Origin of the sequence: Veillonella sp. ACP1 (assembly GCF_000286635.1) — a bacterium.
Taxonomy (GTDB): domain Bacteria; phylum Bacillota; class Negativicutes; order Veillonellales; family Veillonellaceae; genus Veillonella; species Veillonella atypica.
Genome location: NZ_ALKL01000010.1, coordinates 390,253 through 416,996 on the forward strand (window position 1 = coordinate 390,253; position 26,744 = coordinate 416,996).

General features: G+C 36.9%; 24 protein-coding genes. 1 reads left to right on the forward strand and 23 read right to left on the reverse strand.

The genetic code is table 11. From position 1 onward, the window contains the following. Position 1: 1 nt before the first annotated feature. From HMPREF1151_RS05050 to HMPREF1151_RS05120, 15 genes are all read right to left on the reverse strand, one after another. On the reverse strand, positions 2-1,201 hold the full coding sequence (locus HMPREF1151_RS05050; protein ID WP_009661318.1) for a murein hydrolase activator EnvC: 1,200 nt from the start codon (positions 1,199-1,201) through the stop codon (positions 2-4). Between the two features lie 10 nt (positions 1,202-1,211). Continuing rightward, complete coding sequence (gene ftsX, locus HMPREF1151_RS05055) at positions 1,212-2,099, reverse strand: permease-like cell division protein FtsX (RefSeq protein WP_016475509.1); 888 nt, start codon at positions 2,097-2,099, stop codon at positions 1,212-1,214. After that, a complete protein-coding gene (ftsE, locus tag HMPREF1151_RS05060; RefSeq protein ID WP_009661118.1) occupies positions 2,089-2,775 on the reverse strand; it encodes a cell division ATP-binding protein FtsE in 687 nt (228 codons plus the stop codon). Before ftsE ends, ftsX begins: the two co-directional genes overlap by 11 nt. An 11-nt stretch (positions 2,776-2,786) precedes the next feature. Further along, positions 2,787-3,719: a transketolase family protein gene (locus HMPREF1151_RS05065; protein WP_009661116.1), complete on the reverse strand. Its 933-nt coding sequence runs from the start codon at positions 3,717-3,719 to the stop codon at positions 2,787-2,789. Continuing rightward, entirely contained in the window at positions 3,719-4,555 is an 837-nt protein-coding gene (locus HMPREF1151_RS05070; RefSeq protein WP_009661286.1) for a transketolase, read from the reverse strand. The genes HMPREF1151_RS05065 and HMPREF1151_RS05070 overlap by 1 nt, the downstream gene beginning before the upstream one ends. Positions 4,556-4,591: 36 nt before the next feature. Beyond that, on the reverse strand, positions 4,592-5,686 hold the full coding sequence (gene csaB, locus HMPREF1151_RS05075) for a polysaccharide pyruvyl transferase CsaB (protein WP_009661218.1): 1,095 nt from the start codon (positions 5,684-5,686) through the stop codon (positions 4,592-4,594). Then, on the reverse strand, positions 5,679-7,715 hold the full coding sequence (locus HMPREF1151_RS05080; protein WP_038141282.1) for a DUF5693 family protein: 2,037 nt from the start codon (positions 7,713-7,715) through the stop codon (positions 5,679-5,681). Before HMPREF1151_RS05080 ends, csaB begins: the two co-directional genes overlap by 8 nt. Before the next feature lie 12 nt (positions 7,716-7,727). Then, positions 7,728-8,420 (reverse strand): LmeA family phospholipid-binding protein, encoded by a 693-nt coding sequence (locus HMPREF1151_RS05085; RefSeq protein WP_009661039.1) that lies wholly within the window; start codon positions 8,418-8,420, stop codon positions 7,728-7,730. 8 nt (positions 8,421-8,428) lie between these two features. Continuing rightward, positions 8,429-9,536 (reverse strand): peptide chain release factor 2 gene (gene prfB / locus HMPREF1151_RS05090; protein WP_227041155.1). Its coding sequence is split into 2 segments (ribosomal slippage): positions 8,429-9,478 and positions 9,480-9,536, totalling 1,107 coding nucleotides; the frame shifts between segments, so codons are not numbered across the junction. Positions 9,537-9,661: 125 nt separating this feature from the next. After that, positions 9,662-12,097 carry a preprotein translocase subunit SecA gene (secA, locus tag HMPREF1151_RS05095; RefSeq protein WP_009661221.1) on the reverse strand — a complete coding sequence of 812 codons (2,436 nt, stop codon included), beginning with the start codon at positions 12,095-12,097 and terminating at the stop codon, positions 9,662-9,664. A gap of 201 nt (positions 12,098-12,298) precedes the next feature. After that, on the reverse strand, positions 12,299-12,832 hold the full coding sequence (gene hpf, locus HMPREF1151_RS05100; RefSeq protein ID WP_005378989.1) for a ribosome hibernation-promoting factor, HPF/YfiA family: 534 nt from the start codon (positions 12,830-12,832) through the stop codon (positions 12,299-12,301). 235 nt (positions 12,833-13,067) lie between these two features. Further along, on the reverse strand, positions 13,068-13,265 hold the full coding sequence (locus HMPREF1151_RS05105) for a cold shock domain-containing protein (RefSeq protein ID WP_005379075.1): 198 nt from the start codon (positions 13,263-13,265) through the stop codon (positions 13,068-13,070). Between the two features lie 465 nt (positions 13,266-13,730). Continuing rightward, positions 13,731-14,450 carry an amino acid ABC transporter ATP-binding protein gene (locus tag HMPREF1151_RS05110; RefSeq protein ID WP_005383807.1) on the reverse strand — a complete coding sequence of 240 codons (720 nt, stop codon included), beginning with the start codon at positions 14,448-14,450 and terminating at the stop codon, positions 13,731-13,733. Further along, complete coding sequence (locus HMPREF1151_RS05115) at positions 14,447-15,097, reverse strand: amino acid ABC transporter permease (RefSeq protein WP_009661171.1); 651 nt, start codon at positions 15,095-15,097, stop codon at positions 14,447-14,449. The genes HMPREF1151_RS05110 and HMPREF1151_RS05115 overlap by 4 nt, the downstream gene beginning before the upstream one ends. 14 nt (positions 15,098-15,111) lie before the next feature. Further along, positions 15,112-15,921, reverse strand: a complete 810-nt coding sequence (locus tag HMPREF1151_RS05120) for a basic amino acid ABC transporter substrate-binding protein (protein WP_009661307.1) — start codon at positions 15,919-15,921, stop codon at positions 15,112-15,114. An 858-nt stretch (positions 15,922-16,779) separates the two neighbouring features. Between HMPREF1151_RS05120 and HMPREF1151_RS05125 the strand changes: the two genes are divergently transcribed. Next, on the forward strand, positions 16,780-17,382 hold the full coding sequence (locus tag HMPREF1151_RS05125) for an HD-GYP domain-containing protein (protein ID WP_005378919.1): 603 nt from the start codon (positions 16,780-16,782) through the stop codon (positions 17,380-17,382). A gap of 51 nt (positions 17,383-17,433) precedes the next feature. Here HMPREF1151_RS05125 and HMPREF1151_RS05130 read toward each other — a convergent pair whose 3' ends face one another. From HMPREF1151_RS05130 to infB, 8 genes are read right to left on the reverse strand one after another with little or no spacing between them, the layout of a single operon-like run. Continuing rightward, positions 17,434-18,159 (reverse strand): ComF family protein, encoded by a 726-nt coding sequence (locus HMPREF1151_RS05130; RefSeq protein ID WP_009661155.1) that lies wholly within the window; start codon positions 18,157-18,159, stop codon positions 17,434-17,436. Next, positions 18,159-20,312, reverse strand: a complete 2,154-nt coding sequence (locus HMPREF1151_RS05135) for an ATP-dependent RecD-like DNA helicase (protein WP_009661036.1) — start codon at positions 20,310-20,312, stop codon at positions 18,159-18,161. Before HMPREF1151_RS05135 ends, HMPREF1151_RS05130 begins: the two co-directional genes overlap by 1 nt. After that, positions 20,312-21,076, reverse strand: a complete 765-nt coding sequence (locus HMPREF1151_RS05140; protein ID WP_005380867.1) for a shikimate kinase — start codon at positions 21,074-21,076, stop codon at positions 20,312-20,314. Before HMPREF1151_RS05140 ends, HMPREF1151_RS05135 begins: the two co-directional genes overlap by 1 nt. Before the next feature lie 9 nt (positions 21,077-21,085). Further along, positions 21,086-22,015 carry a bifunctional riboflavin kinase/FAD synthetase gene (locus HMPREF1151_RS05145; protein WP_009661281.1) on the reverse strand — a complete coding sequence of 310 codons (930 nt, stop codon included), beginning with the start codon at positions 22,013-22,015 and terminating at the stop codon, positions 21,086-21,088. A 2-nt stretch (positions 22,016-22,017) separates the two neighbouring features. Next, positions 22,018-22,953, reverse strand: a complete 936-nt coding sequence (locus tag HMPREF1151_RS05150; RefSeq protein WP_009661234.1) for a tRNA pseudouridine(55) synthase TruB — start codon at positions 22,951-22,953, stop codon at positions 22,018-22,020. Continuing rightward, positions 22,953-23,897: a bifunctional oligoribonuclease/PAP phosphatase NrnA gene (locus HMPREF1151_RS05155; protein WP_009661035.1), complete on the reverse strand. Its 945-nt coding sequence runs from the start codon at positions 23,895-23,897 to the stop codon at positions 22,953-22,955. The genes HMPREF1151_RS05150 and HMPREF1151_RS05155 overlap by 1 nt, the downstream gene beginning before the upstream one ends. A gap of 17 nt (positions 23,898-23,914) precedes the next feature. Beyond that, positions 23,915-24,271, reverse strand: a complete 357-nt coding sequence (rbfA, locus tag HMPREF1151_RS05160) for a 30S ribosome-binding factor RbfA (protein WP_005380901.1) — start codon at positions 24,269-24,271, stop codon at positions 23,915-23,917. A gap of 9 nt (positions 24,272-24,280) precedes the next feature. Next, positions 24,281-26,740: a translation initiation factor IF-2 gene (infB, locus tag HMPREF1151_RS05165; RefSeq protein WP_009661270.1), complete on the reverse strand. Its 2,460-nt coding sequence runs from the start codon at positions 26,738-26,740 to the stop codon at positions 24,281-24,283. Between the last annotated feature and the right edge of the window lie 4 nt (positions 26,741-26,744).

Below are 26,744 nucleotides of genomic sequence, written 5' to 3' on the forward strand. Positions count from 1 at the left end.
TCTATAAATAACCCATAGGATCTACTGGATCCCCGTTTACACGAACTTCAAAGTGAACATGAGGTCCTGTACTATTGCCAGTACTGCCGGCATAAGAAATAACTTGGCCCTTTGCAACGGATTGACCTTCATCTACGGCGAGCTCAGAGTTATGACCATATAGTGTAGAAAGTCCATTACCATGATCGATAACAACAGCATAACCATAGCCGCCCATCCATCCAGACCAAACTACGACGCCACCATCAGCAGCATGAACAGGTGTACCTTCATCAACGCCAATATCAATACCGGAGTGATAAATTGTGGTCCCCCAAATTGGATGAACACGATAGCCATAAGGAGAAGTGATTTCACCACTAACAGGCCAGCCAAGTTGTCCTGTACCTTGTACCCAATTATCTGATGCACCTTGTCCACCAGAGGATTGAGCCGCGGCCGCAGCCGCTGCAGCAGCTGCGGCGGCACGTGCAGCTTGTCGTTCTTTCAACATAGCACTTACTTGCGCTGAGGAAGCATTAAGTTCTTCAATTGCTTGCATTGCAGTTGCTCTATCATTTTGCGCTTTTTGAAGAACCACATTGCGTTCTGCTTTTTTCTGTTCAATTTCAGCCTGTTTAGCAAGTGCAGCTTTTTCTAATTCAACCAACTTAGCACGATCTGCTTCGAGTTTTTGTTTATGAGCTTCAATTTCAGCACGCTCTTTTTTAATTTCGTTAATCAATGTAATATCGGAATCAATAATGCGTTTTAAAACCTCTAATCGATTAGCGAAATCACTAAAATCTTTAGATCCAATGACTACATCAAGATAACTAAGTCGTCCATTAATATAAATATCACGAACTCGTTTATAAAATACGGATTCTCGACCTTCTAATCGTTTTTGAGCTTCTGCCAATTGACGTTCATTAACTGTAATATCATTTTCTACAGCTACACGCTGCTCTTTAATCGTACCTAACTCAGCAGTCGCTTGACGAAGTTGTTCTTCAATTTGTCGCAACTGTTCAGAAACGCTTCCAATCACAGTTTCCGCATCTGCTTTTGCAGCATTTTGCTGGTTAACTTGTTGTTGAATCGAATCTAATTGATTTGTTAAATCTTCATCTTCAGCCATAATATAGGCTGGTGTCCCGCATAATACCACTCCCGAAAGAAGGGCTGCTACGAGACGAGTTTTAAATGTATACTGTCTCATAATCCCTCTACTATACTTTCATATATTGTTTCAATGAAATGGTACTGCCAATAATGCCTACGATAATCCCACCGCCAATTAAGCATGCTACTAATTGATAGAAGAATGGGAACATAGGAACTAATGGGAAGAATGCAAGTGAATCGGATACTTCTATGGTAATAAAATGATAGAACTCACCCACGCATAGTACGGCAATAATGGACCCAATAAAGCCTAACAACATGCCTTCGATAACAAATGGCCAACGAATAAAGCCATTAGTAGCACCTACATATTTCATAATCGCAATCTCTTTGCGACGAGCAAATACAGTTAAACGAATAGTGTTAGAAATAATAAACAATGTAGCTGCTGCTAAGAAACCGATGAGTACGATACCACCAATACGGATAATTTGTGTAATTCGGAACAATTCCTCAATGATGTCTTGACCATAATGTGTACTTTCTACGCCTTGGAATGTAGTTACTAATTTAGCTGTAGATTTAACATCTTCAGGATTTTCAAAGGTAAGAACATAAGAGTTTGGCAATGGATTTACACCACCTAAGGCATTCACCAATTGTTGTTGATCCCCCAAGCGCTCCTTAAATTCTTTCATAGCTTGTTCTTTATTAACAAATTCTAAGTGTTTTAGATTTGGAATTGCTTTCACTTGCTTACCAACAGCCATAATTTGCTCTGTAGTAAGACCATCTTTCAAATACACACTTAACTGCACTTGATTCTCTAAGCTCGATGCCATGTTATTAAGATTGATAACGCCACAGAGAAATACACCAAGCATAAATAAAGATAATGCTACAGTGGAAATAGACGCTAATGTCATAAGTCCATTGCGTTTCATGGACTTTAAGGCTTCCTTAAAGAAATATTTCATTGTTCTAGGCTTCATTAAATTCTGCACCCCTCATATTATCACTAAGAACACGACCATCTTTTAATTCGATAACTCGCTTATTTAAATAGGTAACAATATCCATATTATGGGTAACCATAATTACAGTAGTGCCAAAATTATTGATATGCTTGAACAAATCTACAATGTCTTTACTCGTATTCGGATCAAGATTGCCAGTTGGTTCATCTGCAATTAATACAGATGGACGATTGACGATAGCCCGTGCAATCGCTACACGTTGCTGTTCACCACCAGATAAATCTTCTGGTAAATCATTCGCCTTATCAGATAAGCCAACTAATTCAAGAACGTGAGCTACCTTCTCTTTAATTACCTTAGGTTTCTCCTCGATAACCTCTAAAGCAAAAGCAATATTTTCAGCTACGCTTTTGTTAGGTAATAATCGGAAATCTTGAAATACTACGCCTAATTTACGTCGCAATTTTGGTATTTTACTACGTTTCAATTTTGTAACATCAAATTCATCGACTATAACTAATCCAGAATCTGGTGTAACTTCATGAGTTAATAATTTAAACAACGTAGATTTACCAGCCCCACTATGACCACAAATCAATACAAACTCACCATCATTAATGGTGATGCACACATTATCAAGTGCAGTAGATCCGTTTTCATATACTTTACTAACATTCTTAAATTCTATCATTGGTTCCCCTTTTATTTACGTGTCACCACTTTTTTAACTGCTTTTACAATATCTTCAGCTGTTAAACCATATTTCGCCATCAATTCTTTTGGTGTACCACTCTCCCCAAATGTATCTTGAACACCAACGAATTCCATAGGAACAGGTTTATGTGCAACAACAACTTCAGATACAGCAGAACCTAAACCGCCTAAAATATTATGTTCTTCAGCAGTCACAATAGCACCTGTTTCTTCAGCGGCTTTAATGATGGCATTAGCATCGATAGGTTTAATGGATGCCATATTAATAACGCGAGCAGAAATTTGTTCACCTTCTAGTTGTTTAGCTGCTTCAACTGCAGGGCCTACTAAAGCACCACAAGCGATAATTGTCACATCAGAACCATCTTTTAATTGATTGGATTTACCAGGTGTGAAAGTATATCCTTCTGCTGTTACATCATCAACACCAGCACGACCGAGACGTACATAAACTGGACCATTATAATCAGCTGCCCATTGAATGACAGATTCTGTTTCTTTTTCATCTGCTGGCACAATAACAGTCATGTTTGGTAAAACACGCATACATGCGATATCTTCTAAACTTTGATGAGTTGCACCATCTTCACCTACAGTAATACCTGCATGTGTAGCACATACTTTCACATTAAGTTTTGGATAGCATACAGCATTACGGATTTGTTCAAATGCACGACCAGTTGCAAACATAGCAAAGGAAGATACAAATGGAATCTTACCTGCTGCAGCTAAACCGGCACCTACAGAGATTAGATTTTGTTCAGCAATACCTACATTAAAGAAACGGTCTGGACACTCCTTCTTAAATGTATCAGTCTTAGTAGATTTTGATAAATCAGCATCAAGAACAATAATATTAGAATTTTCTTTACCAATTTTTGCTAGCGCATTACCGTACGCTTCACGTGTTGCTTTACCCATTATTGTACCCCCATGATTTCATTTACGAATGCTACACCTTGTTCTTCACTAGGTGCCTTACCATGCCAACCAGCTTGACCTTCCATTTCTGCAACACCTTTACCTTTTACAGTATGCATTACGATACATGTAGGACCATCTGTGAAAGCTTTCGCCTCTTCAATGGCTTGATGTAATTCGTCAATATCGTGACCATTTACTTCAATAACATTCCATTTGAAAGCTTTAAATTTATCTGGAATTGGCAATGGGGACATAACTTTTTCAATATCACCATCAATTTGTAGGCCATTATAATCTACAAAGGCAGTCAAATTATTTAATTTATAGTGGCCTGCAAACATAGCAGCTTCCCATACTTGACCTTCTTCAAGTTCTCCATCACCGAGAATGGAATATACACGATAATCAGCATTATCGATTTTACCTGCTAATGCCATACCACAAGCGGCAGAAATTCCTTGGCCCAAAGAACCTGTAGACATATCTACACCGGATGTATGCTTCATGTCAGGATGACCTTGTAGAAAATGATTAATTTTACGCAAATTGATTAATTCAGATTTAGGAAAATATCCCTTTTCAGCAAGTGTCGCATACAATGCTGGCGCTGCATGACCTTTTGATAACACAAACCGGTCACGATCTTGCTTTTTAGGATTACTTGGGTCTACATTCATTTCTACAAAATATAACAGAGACATTACATCAGCAATGGATAAAGAGCCACCTGGATGTCCAGATTTAGCTGCTGTAACAGACTGTACGATGCTTACGCGAATCGCTTTTGCTTTCTCTTGTACTAATTGTTTTTGATCTTGACTCAATGTAGCCATAAAGACCTCACTTTCTGGATAATCTCCAATTTATATTTAATACTCTTCTAAAAGTGAAATAGCAAATTCCGCATTGCGTTTCGATACCTTACGCAATGTTTGAATGCGATTGAATGAATGTTGATAGGATTCTGTAGATTGTAAAAGTTCTACACATCGATCATATAGAACATTAGAATCTAATTCTGTCATAGTACCAATTGGTTCTTGTTCAATCATATGTAAAAAACTTGTAATTTTAGGGTCATAGGAAATACCAATAACTGGTTTTCCCATTAAGGAACTAAATACAAGTGCATGTAGGCGTATGCCAATCATTAGATCTACATTGCCAGATAAGGATAGTTGCTCTTCTGTGGTAAAAGGTCCTTCTAATACGATTGGTTTGATCTTCATTAATGAAGCTATAATCTTTGCTTCCTTCGTATCATCAGGATGAGACATAGGTATGAATACTATTTCAGCATCTTGCTCTAAACTTAACCGGCTCAATACATCTGCTAAACTCTGTCTATACGCTGTATCATCCTTCCAACTACGCACAGCAATGCCGATGCGTTTTCTACCACTTTCAATAGGAGCACAATTATATTTGGTTAAAATATTAGCACCGATACTAGGATTGGCCTTATGCATAGCTAATACAGCATCCGCCGTAACCTCAACATCGTAAATTCCTAGAGCATTCAACTCATCTTTCGAAATGGAATCACGAACTGTAATTCCATCTACATATTTCAACATAAATTTAACAGCTCGTTTTGTAGATTTACGATATAAAGGACCAATACCTTGAGAGTACAGCATAACAGGTTTTCCGAGTAATTTTGCAAGTCCCATGATACTTAGATAATAATAGGTATTTCGAATACTTGTAGCATCCTGTAATAAACTACCTCCACCGCTAATCACTAAATCAGCATTACGTATGGCATTCAAAATACCAAAGGCAGCAAATGTTCCAACAGCCTTAATATTATGTTTTCTACTAGTCTCTTGAGGATTGCCGGAGATAACCGTAATATGTGCATCGTCTTCTACATCACGAATAGCGTCGATAATGGCGCAAAGCATAGCTTCATCACCAGCATTACCAAAGCCATAGTAACCGGAAATAACGATATTACTCATGACTGTCCTCCCGATGCATAGCCCATTGCGAGATGTAAATAAGGAAACGAACTGCAAGAATAAGAACAATACCTATAGCACAACCGAGCAACAAGCCATCATACCCACGCATAATAGACATGAAGACAGGTGTTCTAATATGACAGAAAGTTTCAACCATAGACGCTACGCCGATAACGCCAGCTATAGTTAATACAAAGTGAATAACCATAGGCCATTTACGTAAGAATGCAAATGTTGCGAGCATCAACAATGGATGACCAATCATAAATTCCTTTTCTCTTGGTCTAGCATATAGTGTATTCTCTAGGAATCTACGCAATACGAGTTCAAATGTTGGAACAGGCACACCTGCCGTATGACCACTACGACCTACAAATACCCAAGCCGCAGCACCTATAGCAGCAAACACAAAGAACACATACATTTTTACATCTGTAGTTAGAAATTCTTTAATGAATTGCTTAGCTTCTGTTCTAGAGTTAATCATGCGACCTTTCCATAATGGAAAGCGTTGTAAATATGCAATCATAACAAGGATGATTGGTAATACGAAGGTAAGTTTTACACCTCTAAAGATTTCAAATTCCATAAAGAATTTTGTATTACCTAATAATGCCGCAATATACATGCCACCAATAGCAGCAAATAATGTTGCTATTACGAGATAGAGTAATGCGAGTAGCGTAGATTTCCACGCACCTATAGGACGTGTACCATCTGATCTGCGCCATTCTTCCATAAGAATCACCAAGGCTCCAACAGGTGCCATAATAGCTGCAGATAAAGCCCAAATTTGAACTAATAATGTACCGCTAGTTACAATAAATCCAACAATGGATAGTAGTGATAGTGCAAAAAATAGAACTAATTGTTTGTGTTGTGACATAGCTATAAACATTTGTCCTACATACACAAATAACGCAATACTACCAATCATTGTTAGAACAACTAATAAAGGATTAGGTGTATAGGCAGGATAAATATCTGCTGGCCCAAATTCATAGCCCTTAGCACTCAATTTATCTGTTGCACTATGTACATAGTTAATCGTTGTTTGTAACACAGTTTCATTATTTTGCCCTACTTCATACATAGGGAATAAATTAAATCGAATGTTGCGCTCAATATCGCTAATATAGAATCGTTGAGCCGCTTCTTCCGGAGTAATCTTCTTTAACTCATCTTTAGAAATTGTGTAAACACGACCTACACTGTAATTCTTCTTAGCTGCCATATCTAAGAATCCTAACTGAGGCTCATATTGCAACTGATTAACAGCTTCAATACCAACCAATGGAATATGAAGATTATTCATAGCCTCTAAGGTTTCATCAATATGATCTGGTGCACCTAATGCCTCTTTACCAGCAAATATAATACCTGTTACATGAGGAACCCCATCTAGACGATTAAATACATATTTAATATCATCAGATGTAACATTGCGATAATTAGTAGGTCGAACAATTACATTAAATCCGCGATTGGCCACTTCCATGGCTTGAATCTTAGAGATGCCTAAGTTCATCTTCGCATAGCTATCTGAAGTAGCACCTTGTAATTCTAAAACGGGTCCTATACTAGTATTAAGTTCTTTAACCTTTTCTTTACTAATACGATGATATAGGTCTTCGCGAATTTCTTTATAATAGCCTTCTTTACCAGGAATAAGTGCAACATAAGTAGCACCTGGTTTAATAGAACCACCATTGATACGAACATCGGACATATCTTGTGATGAAAGTAATTTAATTTCACCAGCGTCATTTGCCTTTTCTAATGTTCTATCATAAATGGCAAATGCCGTTATTCCCGCCTCTTTCAGTGCATCAAAAGCATCTTTTTGACTACGTTTTTCAAAGGCATTAGCTCGAAGTACAGCATCATAATCTACTATATTCTCAATATGATTTTGTGCCTTTTCAATTGTATTGCGCTCCATTACTAAATAGAGTGCTGAAATAAGTCCTACTATGATACATAGTATAAGAACTAATGAGTGCTTAGTTTTCTTAACAGTATGCACGATATTTCCTTTCTAATTGAGTACAGGTTTAATCTTAATATGAATTTCTCCATTTTCAACGTTAACAGACTCAGCTTTAACCGGAACTGGGAAATTATTAAAATCATAGATAGCAATAGGATGCAATTGTTGTGATGTAATACCTGCAATAGTCAATCCACTAACTGTAAATCGACTAGGAGCAAATGATAAAACATTATCTTTCAACTGCAAGGCGCCTTCCAAACTAGCTGTTCCTTTCAAAGACCCCATAATGTTAACAGTCCCAGTTAATGCTATACGGTCATTATTAATTACTACATTAGCATCCTGCAGACCTTCTGTATTCTGAATCAGGAATTTCTTTAAATCATCCTCTAACACAATACCTTCTGCATAGGATGGACCAAGACTTAGGACCTCAACCTCATGAGATGCAATGAGAGAAATAGGATTAATAACAATATTATTTGCCTCATAATGAAGACTAGAAAAATTCAACTTTCCTAATTGAACATTTTCCAATGTTCCTGCCGCGTGATCTGCTTGTCCGTAAACCAGTTTAAAGGCTGGTGTAGATTCAATAACAACAGTTTGGCTGGAAGGTTTAAGTGATTGATTTAACTCATCTTCTACAATAGATTCCATATATTTTGGAACTACAAATTGAGCACCCACCACACATACAATGATAAGCAAGACGATGAATATTAAAAATTTTTTCATTATAACACCTATACTGTTAAATTAGCTTCTTTCTTTAAATAGCCTTCTATGAATTGGTCGATATTGCCATCCATAACAGCCTGTACATTACCAGTTTCAACCGATGTGCGATGATCCTTTACCATATTATAAGGATGGAATACATAGGATCTAATTTGGCTTCCCCATTCAATAGCTTGGTATGTCCCACCAATTTGTTCTTTTAATTCAGCCTGCTTTTCAAGTTCTAATTCAAATAATTTTGCACGTAATAAACGAAGAGCTTGTTCTCTATTTTGCATTTGAGAACGCTGAGATTGACACTGCACTACAATGCCTGTTGGTTTATGCGTCATACGAACAGCAGAATCCGTTTTATTAATATGCTGCCCACCGGCACCACTTGCACGATATGTATCAACTTGGACATCTTTCATATCGATATTGATTTCCACAGTATCATCAATTTCTGGCATTACGTCAACAGCTGCAAATGAAGTATGACGACGTGCAGCAGCATCAAATGGCGATATACGAACGAGACGGTGAACGCCTTTTTCAGATTTTAAATAGCCAAAGGCATTTTCGCCTTTAATGAGAAATGTTGCACTTTTGATTCCCGCTTCATCGCCAGGTTGTTCATCCATAAGTTCCACGGAAAACCCTGTCTTTTCTGCCCAACGCAAATACATTCGAATCAGCATAGAACACCAATCTTGTGCTTCTGTACCACCTGCACCAGCATGGAATGTAAGAATAGCATTATTCTGATCATATTCGCCGCCGAGCAAAAGCAATACCTCTTGTTTTTCAACAGCCTCTTGAATGCCATTTACAAATTGTTTGATTTCCCCCTCCATAGAGGTATCTTCTTCTTCTATTGCCATATCCAACATGACACTAGCATCTTCGATATCAGACACTAACTGTTTATACCCCTCTACAGAGTTTTTTAATTGTGTTGCCTCTTGAGAAATCTCACGAGCCTTATCAGGATTATCCCAAAATGTAGGATCACTCATCTGTACATCAAGTGTGAAGATTCGTTCTTCTTTTTGAGCTATGTTAAAGTGAATCCCTCATTCCATAAATTCGCTCTTCTAAACCAGAGATAATTGGTTTTAAATCCTCTAACAATTTATGTTCACCACCTTTATAGAATTACTACATGTACATAGTAACGATTTACTGTATTTTTAAAATGAAAAATGGCCGTTGCCCAGAAGGTGTTTTCCCATTGAGCAACGTGCCATTCACAAATGTTAATCTATGTTTTGTGGCTCCAACACATCTTCATGATGGGGTTGTGCACCTTCTAAGTGATCAACTGGTTGTTCAATTTCTTGAATCAATTGTGCACGAATTTTGTACAATGCCATGATTGTTTCATCTTGAATAGATTCAATCATGTGCTGGAACATATCATAGGCCTCAAATTTATATTCAACCAAAGGATTTTTTTGGCCATATGCACGAAGGCCAATGCCTTCACGAAGCATATCCATATTATCCAAATGTTCCATCCATTTACTATCGACAACACGTAGCATAATCGCTTTTTCAAGTTGGCTAAACATTGCTTCACCTAAAAGATCAACACGATCTTGATATTCGCTATGTGCGATTTCGTGTAAACGTTCATCCAATTCTTGACGTGTATATTCTTCCATCTCTTCTGCAGACATAAGTTCAGAAGTCAAGAAGTATTGACTCAAGTGTTTATGTAAACCTTCGTAATCCCATTCTTCAGGATACAATTTTTCATCAGCATATGTATCAACAGCTTCAGTGACAAGCTTGTCAATCATTTCATTAATGGTATCTCTTAAAGATTCATTTCGTAATATACGACGGCGTTGCTCATATAACACTTCACGTTGTTGATTCATAACATCGTCATATTCCAAGATATATTTACGAATATTGTAGTTATGATCTTCAACTTTCTTTTGAGCACGTTCGATAGATTTTGTGATTAAGGAATGTTCAATTGGTTCATCTTCTTCCATTCCTAGTTTATCCATAATGCCAGAAATATTATCAGCACCAAAGATACGCATCAAGTCGTCTTCCAAAGATAGGAAGAATTGTGAAGAACCTGGATCACCTTGACGGCCGGCACGACCGCGTAATTGGTTATCAATACGACGGCTTTCATGACGTTCAGTACCTAAGATAGCTAAACCACCAAGTTCAGGCACACCTTCACCTAATGTAATATCAGTACCACGACCAGCCATGTTTGTGGCGATTGTAACCATACCCATTTGACCAGCATTGGCAACAATTTCCGCTTCTTGTTCATGATGTTTAGCGTTCAATACCTTATGTGGTACACCAGCACGCAATAACATATCTGAAAGTTCTTCGGATTGAGTGATGGATGTAGTACCAATCAAAATAGGTTGACCCGTTTGATGACGTTCTACAGCATTGCGTACAACAGCACGATATTTTGCTGCTTTAGATTTAAAGATAAGATCAGATAAATCCACACGAATCAAAGGACGATTTGGAGGAATAGGAATTACTTCCAAGCCATAAATATCATTAAATTCCTTTTCTTCCGTCTTAGCAGTACCAGTCATACCAGACAATTTTTCATACATACGGAAATAGTTTTGGAACGTAATAGATGCTAATGTTTGGCTTTCACGTTCGACCTTAAGACCTTCTTTTGCTTCAATAGCTTGGTGTAAACCATCAGAATAACGACGGCCAAACATCAAACGACCTGTAAACTCATCGACAATAACAACTTCACCATCTTTTACTACATAGTCTGTATCGCGATGCATCATAGCATAAGCGCGTAAAGAGGCACCTAGTAAATGGTTGAGTTCAATATTATCAGCATCATATAAATTTTCGATGCCTAACATTTTTTCAACTTTTGTAATACCAGAATCTGTCGGTGCAATCGTCTTTTGTTTTTCATCGATTGTATAGTCTTCATCTTTTACAAGATGTGGTACAACTTGCGCCAATTTATAATAGTTGTCAGTAGAGCGACTACCAGGGCCAGAAATGATGAGCGGAGTTCTCGCTTCATCGATCAAAATGGAGTCAACTTCATCGACGATGGCATAGTTCAACGGACGTTGTACCATTTGAGATACATCGGACACCATGTTATCACGAAGATAATCGAAACCAAATTCATTATTAGTACCATATGTTACATCTGCAGCATATGCTTCTTTACGTTGATTATAATCGAGATTTGCAACGATTAAACCAGTAGAAAGGCCTAAAAAATTATACAAACGACCCATTTGCTCACTATCACGTGTAGCCAAGTAATCGTTGACAGTAACAACATGAACGCCTTTACCGGATAAAGCATTAAGATATACAGCTAAGGTAGCAACTAAGGTCTTACCTTCACCAGTACGCATTTCTGCAATATTACCTCTATGCAAGCAAATACCACCTAGCATTTGCACATCAAAATGACGCATACCAAGTACACGTTTAGATGCTTCACGACATACGGCAAAAGCTTCTGGTAAAATATCGTCTAACGTTTCTCCCTTTTGTAAGCGACGTTTAAACTCATCAGTTTTAGCAACGAGATTAGCATCACTTAATTTTACATAATTAGGTTCTAGTTCATTAATATGATCTACAATTTTGCGCATTTTTTTAACTTCTTTTGCGCTATTATTTCCTATAAGACTTTGTAAAAAGCCGAACAAACAAATCACTCCTCTTCGGGATATCTTACATTATTATATCTAATTCATTATAACGAAAAAGCCTTGAATAGTCAAAGAATTCAAGGCTTTTCTATAGATATACAACTAGAAATATAAAATGGATACCGTTTCTGGTATCCATTCTATATTTCACTCGATTAAATCATCGTAGAAAGATAATTAATTGAATAATCGATTATATTATTTTAATTCTGGTTCAATCAAACCATAGAAACCATCATGTCTGCGATATACTACATTCATTGTTTCTGTTTCCGCATTGAAGAACATAAAGAAATCATGTCCAATCAAGTTCATTTGCAAGATAGCTTCTTCTACATCCATAGGACGAACAGCAAAATGTTTACGTTTTACTACTTCAATTTTTTCTTCTTCTACAGGTGTATCAAGAGGTGCTACATCTGGATGGAAAGCTTCTTGACGTTTAAAACGTTTTGCCAAACGAGTTTTATGTTTATGAATTTGGCGAACGATTTTATCTACTACTAAATCGATTGCTGCATACATATCATCATTTGTTTCTACGCCACGAAGTACAATTTTATCAACGAAACATGTAATTTCAATGGTTGCTTTATCACGCACTACAGATAATACTGCTTGTGCATCTAACTCATCATCAAAGTAACGGGTCAACTTACCCAATCTTTTTTCTACATACTCACGAAGAGCCGCAGTTACTTCAATGTTTTTACCTCTGATTGCTACTTTCATATGTCAACACCCTTTCTAAAAATCAACGACCAGTTGTTAGAATGTTCTTATTACTCTATTTCTGGTGTCTTAATTAGTATTTCTACATCTACATATAAAACTCCTCTTTTTTTATAAAAATTTTTATATTTTTTGTAGAAATATGTATTGCACACTATTAAATGTGCAAAAAATCCCAACAAATAAGATGTTGGGATTTTTTTAATTTAGTTTTTATGTAATATTTGGTATATGATTACGCTTTTACAACATTTGCTGCTTGTGGACCACGATTGCCATCAACAATGTCAAATGTTACATTTTGACCTTCAGATAAGGATTTAAAACCTTCGTCTTGAATAGCAGAGAAATGAACGAATACATCGCTACCATCTTCTCTTTCAATAAATCCATAACCTTTTTCTGCACTAAACCATTTTACTTTACCTAACATGGGTAATATCCTCCTATAAAATATATATTGTCTTACTGTCTTGCTCTATATCTGTATAATAACATAGCGTGTATAAAATATCAAATTACAACACTCGTATTTCATTTAAATTATTATGCAGATTCAACTCTAAGAAATAAATAACTTTTATTCTTAATTCCTTTTTATTATTGGTTTTACTCTATATATTCTATAGCATAAACACTCATATTTATTTCACTATAACTAAAATATATGAGTATTATAAATATTTTTTGCGCGTATAGATGCATAAACTGTATATTTATCACAAATATTTATATCTAATATCTATTTATTCGAATTAATAGATTTAGAAAAATCACTTAATTACAGTAGTTCCTAAAGTAAATATATATAATTTATCAAAATTTGTTATAAGATAACGGGCAACAAAAAACACTCATAATTATAAACTACGTAATTATGAGTGTTGTTCCTAAGAATCTATAAAATTTTAGACAAGAATAATTTTGTTCTATCACTAGAAGGTGCATCAAATACTTGTACTGGTGTGCCATCTTCTAGGATTTGACCACCATCGACAAATAAAACTCTATCCGCAACCTCTTTAGCGAAGCCCATTTCATGTGTAACGATAACCATCGTCATACCTTCATCAGCTAAAGATTTCATTACATCCAATACTTCGCGTACCATTTCTGGATCAAGTGCCGATGTAGGTTCATCAAATAACATTACCTTCGGTTTCATAGCTAATGCACGTGCAATAGCAACACGTTGCTTTTGACCACCGGATAGTGAGTCCGGATACATTTGAGCTTTATCAGCTAATCCAACACGTTCCAATAGTTTCATAGCAATGTCTTGTGCTTCTTTCTTATCTGTTTTTCTTACATTTACGGGAGCCAATGTCAAATTATCCAATACGGTCATATGTGGAAATAGATTAAAGTTTTGGAATACCATGCCCACTTCTGTGCGTACAGCATTCAATTTATTCTTATCGGATAAATCCATACCATCCACAATTACATGACCACTGGTAGGTTCCTCTAGATAATTCATCGTCCGCAAAACTGTACTTTTACCAGATCCTGAAGGACCGATGATTACAACAACTTCACCTTTATCAATTTGTAGATTGATGCCCTTTAATACTTCATTTTTACCAAATGATTTTCGCACATCTTTTAATTCTATCATTTTACGTTATATTTCCTTTCAAGGTAAGCAACCAATCGAGAAATCGGTATTGTCATACATAGATAGATAATGGCAACCGTTCCCCAAATTTCAGTAGCCGCATAGGTTTTAGCGATAATTAATTGACCACGACGCATCAATTCTTCAAAACCAATAACAGAAACTAAAGAAGAATCTTTTAGCATGGCAATAAATTCATTACCCAAAGGAGGGATTGATGCTTTAAACGCTTGCGGAATAATAATAAAGCGCATAGTTTGCCACCAAGACAAACCTAGTGAACGACCGGCTTCCATTTGCCCTTTATTTACAGATTGAATACCCGCACGGAATATTTCAGATACATATGCACCAGAATTGATACTACAAGCAGCAACAGCTGCTACATAAGGATCAATTCGAGTGCCAATGATTTGAGGTAATGCAAAGTAAATCATGAAAATTTGTACTAACATAGGTGTACCACGAATTACATCTACGTAACATTTAGCAATCAATCGAACAATTACGAAATTCGACATTCTAGCTAAGGAAACAATTAAACCGATAATGAAACCACAGCTTACAGCAACAGCTGTAATTTTTATGGTCATTAAAGCCCCATATAATAATAATGGTAAATTACTCGTTATGACATTCCAGTCCATTTACAACTCCCTAATTATTTAAAATCCAACACAACAGGCATATCTGCAGGTGCATCTACATTAAACCATTTTTTATATAATGTATTAAATTCACCATCTGCTTTCATATCAGCAATAGCTTTATTAATTTCCTCTTGTAAAGCTTTATTATCTTTATTCAAAGCCAAACCTAAGTACTCTTTTGTATTTGGATATGGCAAGATTTGGATATGTTCATCAGGATGTTTTGTGCTGTAATATTGAGCAACTGGTAAATCAATAACAGTAGCATCAACACCACCATTTTGCAACTCTAACAACGCTTCATTACTATGATCGAATTCTTTTACAGAAGTACCTTCGATCTTATGAGCTAAATCGGAACCAGTTGTCCCCATTTGAGCAGCAATTTTTTTATTCTTCAAATCGTCTAAGGAATGAATGCTATTAGAATCTTTATATACAATAGCTAATGCATTTTCATAGTATGGAGATGAGAATAATACCTTTTCACTACGCGCTTTGGTGATTGTCATACCAGAAGCTGCCACATCAATATCATGTGTATTTAATGCTGGAATCAACGCATCAAAGGCAACGTTTTTAAGTTCTACATCTTTGTTAATACGTTTGCCAATTGCACGAATCAAATCGATATCAAACCCTGCATAATCTTGAGTCTTATCGTCCTTAAATTCGAATGGTACAAATGTAGCATTTGTGCCAACAATTAACTTATTATTAGACGTTGTTGTAGAAGAAGATCCACAACCACCAACTAAAGATGCAGCCATAACAACCATCAAACTACCGAGAACTAATTTTTTTACTTTTTTATTAAACATCTTCTTAACCTCATATATAACTAAGTTTATTTATATAGTATATATACATGGAATAATTATGTCAATAATAATGTATATAACATTTTTAAAATTCCATATTTTAATGATTTCTCTATTAATTTTTATACACAATATGTATTAATATACACTCATTGTATACAAAATATAGCTTAACAAACGCAATATCTACAATTTTCATTTATGCATCTGTATAAATGAAAAAAAGCACATGAGAAAAGCCTCATGTGCCCGTTATACGGCTGACCTGGTCTTTGCCCCCACACTCGCCTGCTGGAAGGTTCGCTCATAAGCCCATGGCCCCCCACTACTACTCCTCTCGGTTTCCCGGCAGGACTTACATCTAAGCCGCACCATGCTCACAGCCCTTTGGACTGCTTATGTGGATCGTTTTGCCTGCGACTGGCCTCGACTTACAACCACAGACCCGTATTTTAATATTATAGATTATAAATTATATCTATGTCTATATCTTTATTATTTGCAGATAATACAAACATATGTGTTTATCAATATCACTGTTGTGAGAATAAAAAATGCAAGTCTTAATTTCAATGTATAGAAAATAGGAATAGGAATATAAAATAATTCTTCATTTTTCTATTATAATTCTTAAAACACGATTTTTACATCCCATTCTTAATGCATTCCTTTTTTGTCAACACTTTCTATTATGCTAAATATGAATACCTATTCAAAAACCAAACATTATACCGATACACAAAGCATAAAAATTGTTGTATAATACGAATACTGTTAAAGAAGAACGGACTATAAGTTGTACGATGTAATGTCCTTGGGGTTGGGACTTTACATATTTGTATAGTAGAGGGGTTTATTATGTTTATGTTATCATTGATGCAGCCGTCCGGGCTGTATGAACTGGAGAAAGATAGTTTAGAGGCCATTAGTGCTCAACTATTACAAATGATACAAATGAAAAGCTATCACTTGTATACACATTCTGTACAAGTCTCCAATTATGCAGTTAGTATTGCTGCAAAAATGGGATTGCCATTAAATGAAATTGAACAAATCCGTCATGCTGCACTATTACATGATGTAGGTCTTTTGATGATTCCTAATGCGATGATTCAAAAAGCACCATACTTGAACAAGCAAGAAATGTCAAAATATAAACAACATGCTGCTAGTGGTGCTAATATGATTGAAAACTATCCATGTTGTCAACAAATCCTATCATATATTCGTTACCATCATGAAAAATGGGACGGATCCGGATATCCAAAACATTTACGTGGCGCCAACATTCCACTTGGAGCACGTATCATTGCTGTTGCGGATTACTATGATTCCACTGTGAATCCATCCACTGAATTTTGGGCAAAAACAAAAGCTAAAGCAAAAGAAGAATTGTTTAGCGCATCTGGTTCCCTCTTTGATCCAGATGTTGTAAAAGCATTTATCGATGTACTAGGTTAAACAACATAATTAAGGCTGTAATAGAACAAAATCTATTACAGCCTTTTATTTTTAAAAACTACCACTAGCTAATGTCAATGCTTCAATATATTGAGGATGATATGCTCTTAGTATTCGAGCCGCTGACTCTAAGGTAGCTCCTGTCGTAAATATATCATCAACTAATAAAATTCGCTTATCATATAACAATGAGAAATCGCAAGTTTCCTTCCACATAAATGCCTTATCTATTGTGCTATGCCGTTCACTACCAGATAAGCTCCACATTTCTTTATGGGTATCCATTTTATATAAACAATCAAACCATTTATAACAGACCTCTTTTTCAGTATTATATTCCATAACTCCATTTACACTGTCATCGCTGCTTCTACCATCAATACGATTAGAATTTGAAAATGACAACACCCAATCATAAAAAAATAGATCCACCTGATTATATCCTCTAACCTTCTTTTTTTCTGCACTTGATGGTATAGGAATCACATAATGAGGCCTATAATCGTGCATCCTCAAGTTGTACGATGCTAAAAAAGGAGCAGCCCCTTTGGACTGCTCCTTTTTTTCGTTAAATTTAACGTCATATATCATGGATTTAATACCACCTCGATAGTCAGCTAGAATCCAAGCAGAATCTAGCGAGGACAGTAATTTAGATGGCACTTGTCTTACATGTAGAACTTCTTCAATACAAGCATCACACCAATCCCCTTGTTGTTGTACATGGGTACCACAATGAGGACAAACAGGAGGAAATAAAAAATCAAATAGATTCATTATCCATCACATCTTCCTTGTAAACGTTCTTTAAATAATGTATATCGTTCTTCACCATTAACCGTTTTAACAGCACGCTCTACAGAACTCTTTGTACCGATCATGATAACCTTTCGCTTAGCCCGTGTAACAGCTGTATATAGTAGGTTTCGTTGTAACATTCCACCATACATTGGCACGAACGGAATGATAACAACGCCATACTCACTGCCTTGACTTTTATGAACTGTTATAGCATAGGCCGGCATAATCATATGCGCTTCATCAATAGATAGGCGAACCTCTTTATGAATAAAGCGAATGCAGATATCAGATTTGGTAATGGCATAAATAACGCCGATTTCACCATTAAAAACTTCTAATTCATAATTGTTAAGAACTTGAATTACCTTATCACCAACGCGGAATGTAATTCCATTAACACGCACTTCCCCTTTATAACTATCTGGAGGATTTACGGATTGCTGCACATATTGAGATATACTTGTACTGCCAGCCTTACCTCTACGCATAGGCGAAATGATTTGAATATCAAGTTCATCATCGACAAATTCTTTTTCCCGTTTATACACATCAACGATGGCTTTCATCATATCACCAAGAGAGTTAACGGAAATGAAAGTGAATTCATCACTAGTCGTATCAAGATTTGGCATTTCACCACGGTTAATAGCATACGCACTATCGACGATACTATTACCAGAACTTTGACGATAAATATGTTGTAATCGCGTATACGGAACCATATCACTATCAAGTAAATCTTTCAATACGAATCCAGCACCTATAGGAGGCAGTTGATCCACATCGCCTACGATAATAACATGGGCCTCACGAGGAATCGCTGACATTAGAGAATAAAACAATCGCACATTGAGCATGGATGCTTCATCGATGATAATAACATCTATATCAAGAGGATCATCTTCATTTTTAGTGAAATCATAAGAATCACTGCCAGCTACAGGCATGAGCAAGCGATGTATAGTCGTGGCTTCAAACTCAGTAGCCTCTGTTAAACGCTTTGCTGCACGTCCCGTTGGGGCACAAAGAATAATACGTCCTAATCCACCTAATTGAAAGCCTTTAACTAAGGCTTTAATAATCGTAGTTTTACCAGTGCCAGGTCCACCGGTAATAAGCGAAAATTTTTCAAAAAATGATAATTCTATAGCTTCCTTCTGTTCAGGGCCAAAGGTAATATGATTATCTGCTTCAAATCGCTCAATAAAATCTGGAATATCTAGAGATATAGGATCAGCTTCAATTAAGAAATCACGCGTATAGTGTACACCTTCTACTTCAGATACATACATTTCAGGTGGATATACATAGAGTATATCATCATAATAGGTACTATACATGATAGCTTGAGAAATTAATGAGTCAATATAGTTAGCTATTAAATCTGCATCTACTTGCAACAAATCGTAGGTACGACCTATCAATTCATCGACAGGTAAACACGTATGACCTTGGTTATCTAAATTTCCTAAAATCCAGTTTACACCGGCCTCTAATCGTCGCTCGTCATCAGCATCAATCCCTAAATTCATAGCTAATGTATCAGCCGTATTGAACAACATATCTGGGGCGATACGCAATAAATTATAAGGATTATCCTGTATGACATCTATAGAGGATGCACCATAATATGTGTACACAGTGCGAGACCATTTAGAAGAAATTTGATGAGACTCAAAGAAATGGTTTAAATCGGATAATATACCTTCACCGAGTAATGTATTATATAATTCCTCTTTAACGCCTTTGCGTAAACCTGGCACATCTTTAATTTCTTCTGGCCGTTCTTCACGCAGTACATCTAATAACCGAAGGCCGAAATAATCACAGATTTTCTCTACAGATTTTTCGCCTAATCCCTTTATGCCTAAGTTCATCAAATATATTCTAGCAGCACCCATATTATCGGGTTTTAATTTTTCTATACTAGATGCATCAAACTGAATGCCATATTTTTGATGTTCTACATAACGGCCTTTAATCTCAATATCTTCCCCTTCTTTTGGGGCTTCAAAGCGACCAGTACAAGTAATGTATTCCTCATTATAATCTTTCACAAGAAATACACAATACGTGTTCTGTGTGTTCTGATATATAATTCGGTATACAAATCCTCGTAATACTTCCATTATTTCTCCGTATTAGGTAATGCTTCGATAATTTCTTGAACAGCGTCAGTAATGCTGCCTTCATTGCCAATCTTAATATGAGCAACACTTTCATATAAAGGATAACGTTCCTCATAAACATTGAAAATATATTCAATACTTTCTTTCACAAGTGGACGAATTTCTAAATCCAAGTCATCCAGAATATGGTTAACGTCGCGATTAACAAAGACAACTAAACCATTATTTCTCATGAGATTTACAATTTTTTCAGATGTCACTGTGCCACCACCCGTAGCAATAACAGATGGTTTATTATGAATCAATTCTTTAATTGTTTCATATTCATACTTACTAAATGCATCTTTTCCATCATAGATAAAGATATTTTGTACGGTTTTCCCCACTTTATCTTGAATCGTTTGATCCAAATCATAGAAATCTCGTCCTAATTCTTTAGCTAACATTTTACCAACCGTAGTTTTACCGGCACCAGGCATACCAATTAGGAAAATATGCTTATGCATGTGTTCTTTTAAGAACTCATTGCTAATCGAAATAACATCCTTCATATAGGATTCAATATATGTCAACATACGTGAATCGTCACATTCAGTTTTAAGACTAGAAATGATCTCATGATCCCGTTCTTCATCAATCAGTGGTAAATGATGTTCATCCTTATATTTACCAATTGATTTAATGATAGATAAACGTTGTTCAAATAAGTTTACTAACTGTGCATCAATAGTATCTATTTGTTTGCGTGCGTCTTTAATATCCATAGCTCCCCCTTATGGGTTATTACGTAAAATTCGAATTGCTGTTTCCTCATCGACCTTCATTTGGTCGATCAATTCTTGCAAATTATTAAATTTAACCTCACCGCGTATATATGATATAAATTGAACAGTTACTTCCTTACCATATACGTCTTGGTCAAAATCAAATACATGTACTTCACATCGATGATATTGATTTTTGAAAGTTGGATTATCCCCTATATTTCCAACACCATCATACCAAATGCCATCTATACAAACCCGATTAGCATATACCCCATCAGGTGGGATTGCCATCTCATTGGGCAATAAAAAGTTAATTGTTGGAAATCCTAATGTACGGCCTCGTTGATCGCCTTTTATGACGATACCTCTAAACTGGTATGGACGTCCGAGCCAAACCGCCGCTTGTTCCATATGCCCTTCTTCTATAGCCTTACGTATATTCGTGCTACAAATAGGACCTTCTTCTGTAGATAGCAAAGGTTCAACAATGATATGAATGCCTTTTGCAGACAAACGTTCCCGCATTAACTGAGGATTGCCAGCCCCTTTGGCACCAAATGTAAAGTTAGTACCAATTGCGATACCTACAACATCTAGATCACCACAAAGAGCGTCTAAGAATTTATCAGGTGACATATTGAATATGTCCAAATTCATAGGCAATCGTAAGATATAATCTACCTTTAGAGATTCTAAGACTTCATCCATAATATCGGCAGATAATACCCGTTTGGGAACATCTCCAGGTCGCAATATAGTCATAGGATGCGCACTAAATGTGACGAGAACCGTAACGGCATCATGCGCCTTAGCCTCTGCTATTGCATTACCAATGACCCGTTGATGACCACGGTGTACACCATCAAATGTGCCTAATGCGTATACGATTTTACGATTAATTTGACGTAATTCATCAAACGAGTGTAAATGTTTCATACTTATCCTTCAATAAAAATATTTTTATCCACTTTAAGTGAATGTTTCGTTCGTTTTAGAATACCTACAAACCCATGAGGTCCATAGGCTCTATACTTTTCAGATGGAATCGTGTGAGAAAAGGCCTCAACGATTGGTAATTCCTTACCTTGTACCATCATCTTTAATTGTACACTATCTACGTCCACTTTTGAAAGATGAGATACCGCAATATCCGTAGGCAACAACAATTTTTCACCGTGAATCGTTAATTCCTCCGCTATATAGGCAGATTGAATATCAAAAGGCCCCACACAAGTTCTTGCCAAGGAAGTCATAGTCCCAGGAATGCCTAATTGAATACATATATCACGTAACAACGAACGAATATAGGTACCACCAGAACAGGTGACACGAATTGTAAAATAAGGAAAACCATAGGCTACCAATTCAATATTAGAAATCGTAATGGTTCGCATTGGTAACTCTACAGGTATGCCTTTACGGGCATATTCATAAGCTCGAATTCCATTGATTTTAATAGCCGAGTACTTAGACGGACGTTGCTCTTGAGTGCCAACAAATCTTGATAGTACTGATGATAATTCATCCCATGTTGGGGGTATCAAAATTTTATTAATTTCAGAGGAATCCTCTAATACGGTAACGCCATTGACAAGTTTCATATCATCATCAGGTAATACTGGCTGTCCCGTACTATCTTCAGTGTCAGTAAAGGTACCAAATTTACATTCTGCTACATAGGTCTTATTAAATCCATCTGTGTATTCAATGAGACGTGTGGCCTTACCCAAAAAGATAGGCAATACACCATAGGCCATAGGGTCCAATGTGCCACTATGACCAATTCGTTTTTCTTTTAAAATGCGACGACATATACCTACAGCATCATGACTGGTAATACCAGGAGGTTTTAAAAATGGCAGCACTCCATCCATTATTTGATAACCCCCAATAGACGAGACTTAGCCTCATCGATAGAACCTTCTATGGTACAACCAGCAGCACGTATATGACCACCACCGCCAAAATGATTAGCAATAGCATTCACATCTGTCCCCTTAGATCGAAGGCTGATACGCGTGCGATTTGGGCTTTCACCTTTCAATAAAATGGCCACATCAACAGTATCTACATTACGAATAATGTCGACGAATCCATCTGTATCGTCGCCTAATATAGACATAACCGCTGGAGATAGCTCGATAGTAGCAACGCGATTATCCTTATAAAAAGCAATAGTTTGCATTACCTGTTTCGTTAATTCAAGACGTGCTGCACTTACGGCCTCAATCGTTTCGGAAATAACATTAGGGCGAGCCCCAGCAGCGACACAACGGCTAGCCATTTTAAGTGTATTAGCTGTAGTATTACTAAATTTAAAGAATCCACAGTCGGTGGCAATCGCCATATAAAGAGCATTGCCCATAGACTCTGTAATAGGCCAATTCCATTGTTCGCACAAGTCCGTAATAATTTCACCAGTAGCCGCAAAATCAGGTTTTAAATATAGATGATCTGCAAATTCTGAATTAGAAATATGATGATCTATATTAAAAATAGGTGCACTAAAGAGTGCACCTACGCGGCCAATCCGTTCATACGTGCTAGCATCTAATACCATTAGCATATCAACCTGTACAGGATGTGTTTCAAAATAGACAACATCCTTAATTTGATCGATATACGATAAAAAGGAATATTTTTCAGGTATTACATCATCCACGACCATATACACAGTCTTGCCTTGTGCTATGAGAGCCTCATAAAAGGCCACCATAGAACCAATAGCATCGCCATCTGGTCGTACGTGGACAGTGAGCATTATAGAATTAGCTTCACACAGAGCCATGTGTAATTGATTAATTGTGATCTTACTCATGTTCTGTATCCTTTGTGTTAATTTGTTTCTTCATCCTTTTTGATTTCATTCAAAAGGGATTCAATATGCATGCTGTAATCCAAAGATGTATCCTTATCAAAGGTAATCGTTGGAATATGGCGCAATTTTAATACCTTGCCAAGCTCGGTACGCACATGTCCAGATGCATGTTTTAAAGCGATAAGAGTATCTTCTTTCTCTTTATCAGAACCAAACAAGGAAACATAAATCGTAGCTTCACGCAAATCACCTGTCACGTGGACATCGGTAACTGTAGTAAAGCCGATGCGAGGGTCTTTCAACCCACGCATCAACATTTGACTTACTTCTTGTTTGATGAATTCTTGTAATTTTCTTACACGAACATCACTCATATTAACCTCCTAAATTTGAGGTGCAACTTCTTCCATCAAGTACGCTTCGATTACGTCGCCTTCCTTGATGTCGCGGTAACCTTCCAAGGAGATACCGCATTCGAAGGATGTTTTAACTTCTTTCACTTCGTCTTTGAAACGACGTAAGGAATCAACCTTACCTTCAAATACGACAATACCATCACGGATCAAACGTACTTCGGAATCGTTCGTAATACGACCTTCCGTTACATAGGAACCAGCAACGATGGCCTTAGGTGTGGAGATAACTTGACGCACCTCTGCACGACCAACGACAACCTCTTTGAATTCAGGTGCCAACATACCACGCATAGCAGACTCAACATCATTGATGGCATCATAGATTACGCGGTACGTACGAAGGTCAACCTTTTCTTGTTCCGCAGCACGACGAACATTAGCATCTGGACGTACATTAAAGCCCATTACGATAGCATTAGATGCAGAAGCCAACATAATATCGGATTCGTTAATGGCACCTACAGCAGCATGAACGATAACAATACGAACTTCAGGGTTCTTAATACCTTCTAAAGATTGACGCAATGCTTCTACAGAACCTTGAACGTCCGCTTTGATGATGATATTAAGATCTTTTAACTCACCTTGTTGAATTTGGTTGAAGATATCATCCAATGTAACCTTGTGAGTAGCTTGCAATTCTTGTACGCGTTGTTTAGCAATACGTTTCTCAGCGATAGCACGTGCTTCATTATCATCCATACCGTTGATGATTTCACCAGCTTGTGGAACTTCGGAGAAGCCCAAGATTTCTACCGGCATAGAAGGACGAGCAACCTTTACTTTTTCACCGCGTTCATTTGTCATGGCACGAACTTTACCATACGCAGTACCAGCAAGAACGGTATCACCTACACGAAGGGAACCTTTTTGTACCAATACTGTACATACTGCACCACGACCTTTATCAAGTTGAGCCTCGATAACAACACCGTATGCTTTACGATTAGGGTTCGCTTTTAATTCCATAACCTCTGCTACAAGCAAGATATTTTCGAGCAAATCATCAATACCTTGTTTTTTCTTAGCAGATACAGGAACCATGATTACATCGCCGCCCCATTCTTCTGGCAATAAACCATGTTCAGATAATTGTTGTTTAACATGATCTGGGTTAGCACCTGGTTTATCCATTTTGTTGATGGCTACGATAATAGGCACATCTGCAGATTTAGCATGGTTGATAGCCTCGATAGTTTGTGGCATTACACCATCATCGGCAGCTACTACGAGAACTGCGATATCCGTAGACTTCGCACCGCGTAGACGCATAGCTGTGAAAGCTTCATGGCCTGGTGTATCAAGGAATGTAATCTTATTGTCATTATAGCGAACTTGGTACGCACCGATATGTTGTGTAATACCGCCCGCTTCGCCAGCGGTTACATTGGTTTGACGAATTACGTCCAACAAGGATGTTTTACCATGGTCAACGTGACCCATGATAGTTACAACCGGAGGACGAGGTTTCAATGTTTCTGGTGCATCTTCAATTTCGATGATATCTGTAGGATCTTCTTCTGGTTCTACTTCTGTTACGGTTACACCAAAATCTTCTGCTACGATGGTAGCTGTATCAACATCTACCTCTTGGTTGATGCTAGCCATAACACCTAAAAGCATCAATTTTTTGATGATTTCAGATACTTCACGGCCCATTTTTTCAGCCAATTCTTTTACTGTTAAAGGACCGCTTAATTCGATTTCCGTAGCGATTGCTTCTTGTGCTTTACGTTCTTCTTCCGCTTTATGTTGCAAGTATTGCTCGTTACGATGTTTTACCTTATTTTTCTTCTTTTGCATGGAAGTGGACAATAAGGATTGTGGGCGATTGTTACCTTTTTTATTTTTCTTATTGCGGCGATCATTGCCATTTTGTTGATTACCGCCATTATTGTTGCGATTATCTACACGGCCATTGCGGTTGCGGTTATCTGCATTACCATTGTGACGGTTGTCATTCTTTTGACCTTGTTGACCATCATTCTTTTGGCCTTGTTGATTACCATTTGGACGATCTTGTTTTTGATGGTTACGACCATCTTGTTTTTGGCCATTATTTTGTTTTTTAGTAGGCTCATTAATTTGTACATGACGAACATTAGATTTCTTATCGTCATGTTTCTTATCATCATGTTTAGCCTCTTTTTTATGGCTCTGTTCTTTTACTGGTTTATCTGTTTTTACAGCTTTATTAGGTGTTGCAGCTTTTTCATGTTTGCTTGGATTAGCAGGAGCAGCTGCTGCCTTTGTATCAGCCCCATTAGATTTACCACCTAATTGGTTTTTCACCACAGTATAACCTGCATCATCTACTGTATTAACGGCTTTTGTAACATTAAAATTATGTTGTTGCAAAATAGAAATAACCTGTTTACTTTCAACGCCAAATTCCTTAGCGATTTCATGTACGCGCTTTTTGGACATCTAC

Coding starts and splice junctions, on each gene's coding strand:
- rbfA (WP_005380901.1), bottom strand. CDS start 24,271: ATGAGTGATGTTCGTGTAAGAAAATTACAAGAATTCATCAAACAAGAA.
- ftsE (WP_009661118.1), bottom strand. CDS start 2,775: ATGATAGAATTTAAGAATGTTAGTAAAGTATATGAAAACGGATCTACT.
- HMPREF1151_RS05155 (WP_009661035.1), bottom strand. CDS start 23,897: ATGAGTAAGATCACAATTAATCAATTACACATGGCTCTGTGTGAAGCT.
- infB (WP_009661270.1), bottom strand. CDS start 26,740: ATGTCCAAAAAGCGCGTACATGAAATCGCTAAGGAATTTGGCGTTGAA.
- HMPREF1151_RS05145 (WP_009661281.1), bottom strand. CDS start 22,015: ATGAAACATTTACACTCGTTTGATGAATTACGTCAAATTAATCGTAAA.
- HMPREF1151_RS05085 (WP_009661039.1), bottom strand. CDS start 8,420: ATGAAAAAATTTTTAATATTCATCGTCTTGCTTATCATTGTATGTGTG.
- HMPREF1151_RS05070 (WP_009661286.1), bottom strand. CDS start 4,555: ATGGCTACATTGAGTCAAGATCAAAAACAATTAGTACAAGAGAAAGCA.
- csaB (WP_009661218.1), bottom strand. CDS start 5,686: ATGAGTAATATCGTTATTTCCGGTTACTATGGCTTTGGTAATGCTGGT.
- HMPREF1151_RS05115 (WP_009661171.1), bottom strand. CDS start 15,097: ATGGACTGGAATGTCATAACGAGTAATTTACCATTATTATTATATGGG.
- hpf (WP_005378989.1), bottom strand. CDS start 12,832: ATGAAAGTAGCAATCAGAGGTAAAAACATTGAAGTAACTGCGGCTCTT.
- HMPREF1151_RS05050 (WP_009661318.1), bottom strand. CDS start 1,201: ATGAGACAGTATACATTTAAAACTCGTCTCGTAGCAGCCCTTCTTTCG.
- HMPREF1151_RS05065 (WP_009661116.1), bottom strand. CDS start 3,719: ATGGGTAAAGCAACACGTGAAGCGTACGGTAATGCGCTAGCAAAAATT.
- HMPREF1151_RS05135 (WP_009661036.1), bottom strand. CDS start 20,312: ATGGAAGTATTACGAGGATTTGTATACCGAATTATATATCAGAACACA.
- HMPREF1151_RS05105 (WP_005379075.1), bottom strand. CDS start 13,265: ATGTTAGGTAAAGTAAAATGGTTTAGTGCAGAAAAAGGTTATGGATTT.
- HMPREF1151_RS05140 (WP_005380867.1), bottom strand. CDS start 21,076: ATGGATATTAAAGACGCACGCAAACAAATAGATACTATTGATGCACAG.
- ftsX (WP_016475509.1), bottom strand. CDS start 2,099: ATGAAGCCTAGAACAATGAAATATTTCTTTAAGGAAGCCTTAAAGTCC.
- HMPREF1151_RS05130 (WP_009661155.1), bottom strand. CDS start 18,159: ATGAATCTATTTGATTTTTTATTTCCTCCTGTTTGTCCTCATTGTGGT.
- HMPREF1151_RS05110 (WP_005383807.1), bottom strand. CDS start 14,450: ATGATAGAATTAAAAGATGTGCGAAAATCATTTGGTAAAAATGAAGTA.
- HMPREF1151_RS05150 (WP_009661234.1), bottom strand. CDS start 22,953: ATGGATGGAGTGCTGCCATTTTTAAAACCTCCTGGTATTACCAGTCAT.
- HMPREF1151_RS05120 (WP_009661307.1), bottom strand. CDS start 15,921: ATGTTTAATAAAAAAGTAAAAAAATTAGTTCTCGGTAGTTTGATGGTT.
- HMPREF1151_RS05125 (WP_005378919.1), top strand. CDS start 16,780: ATGTTTATGTTATCATTGATGCAGCCGTCCGGGCTGTATGAACTGGAG.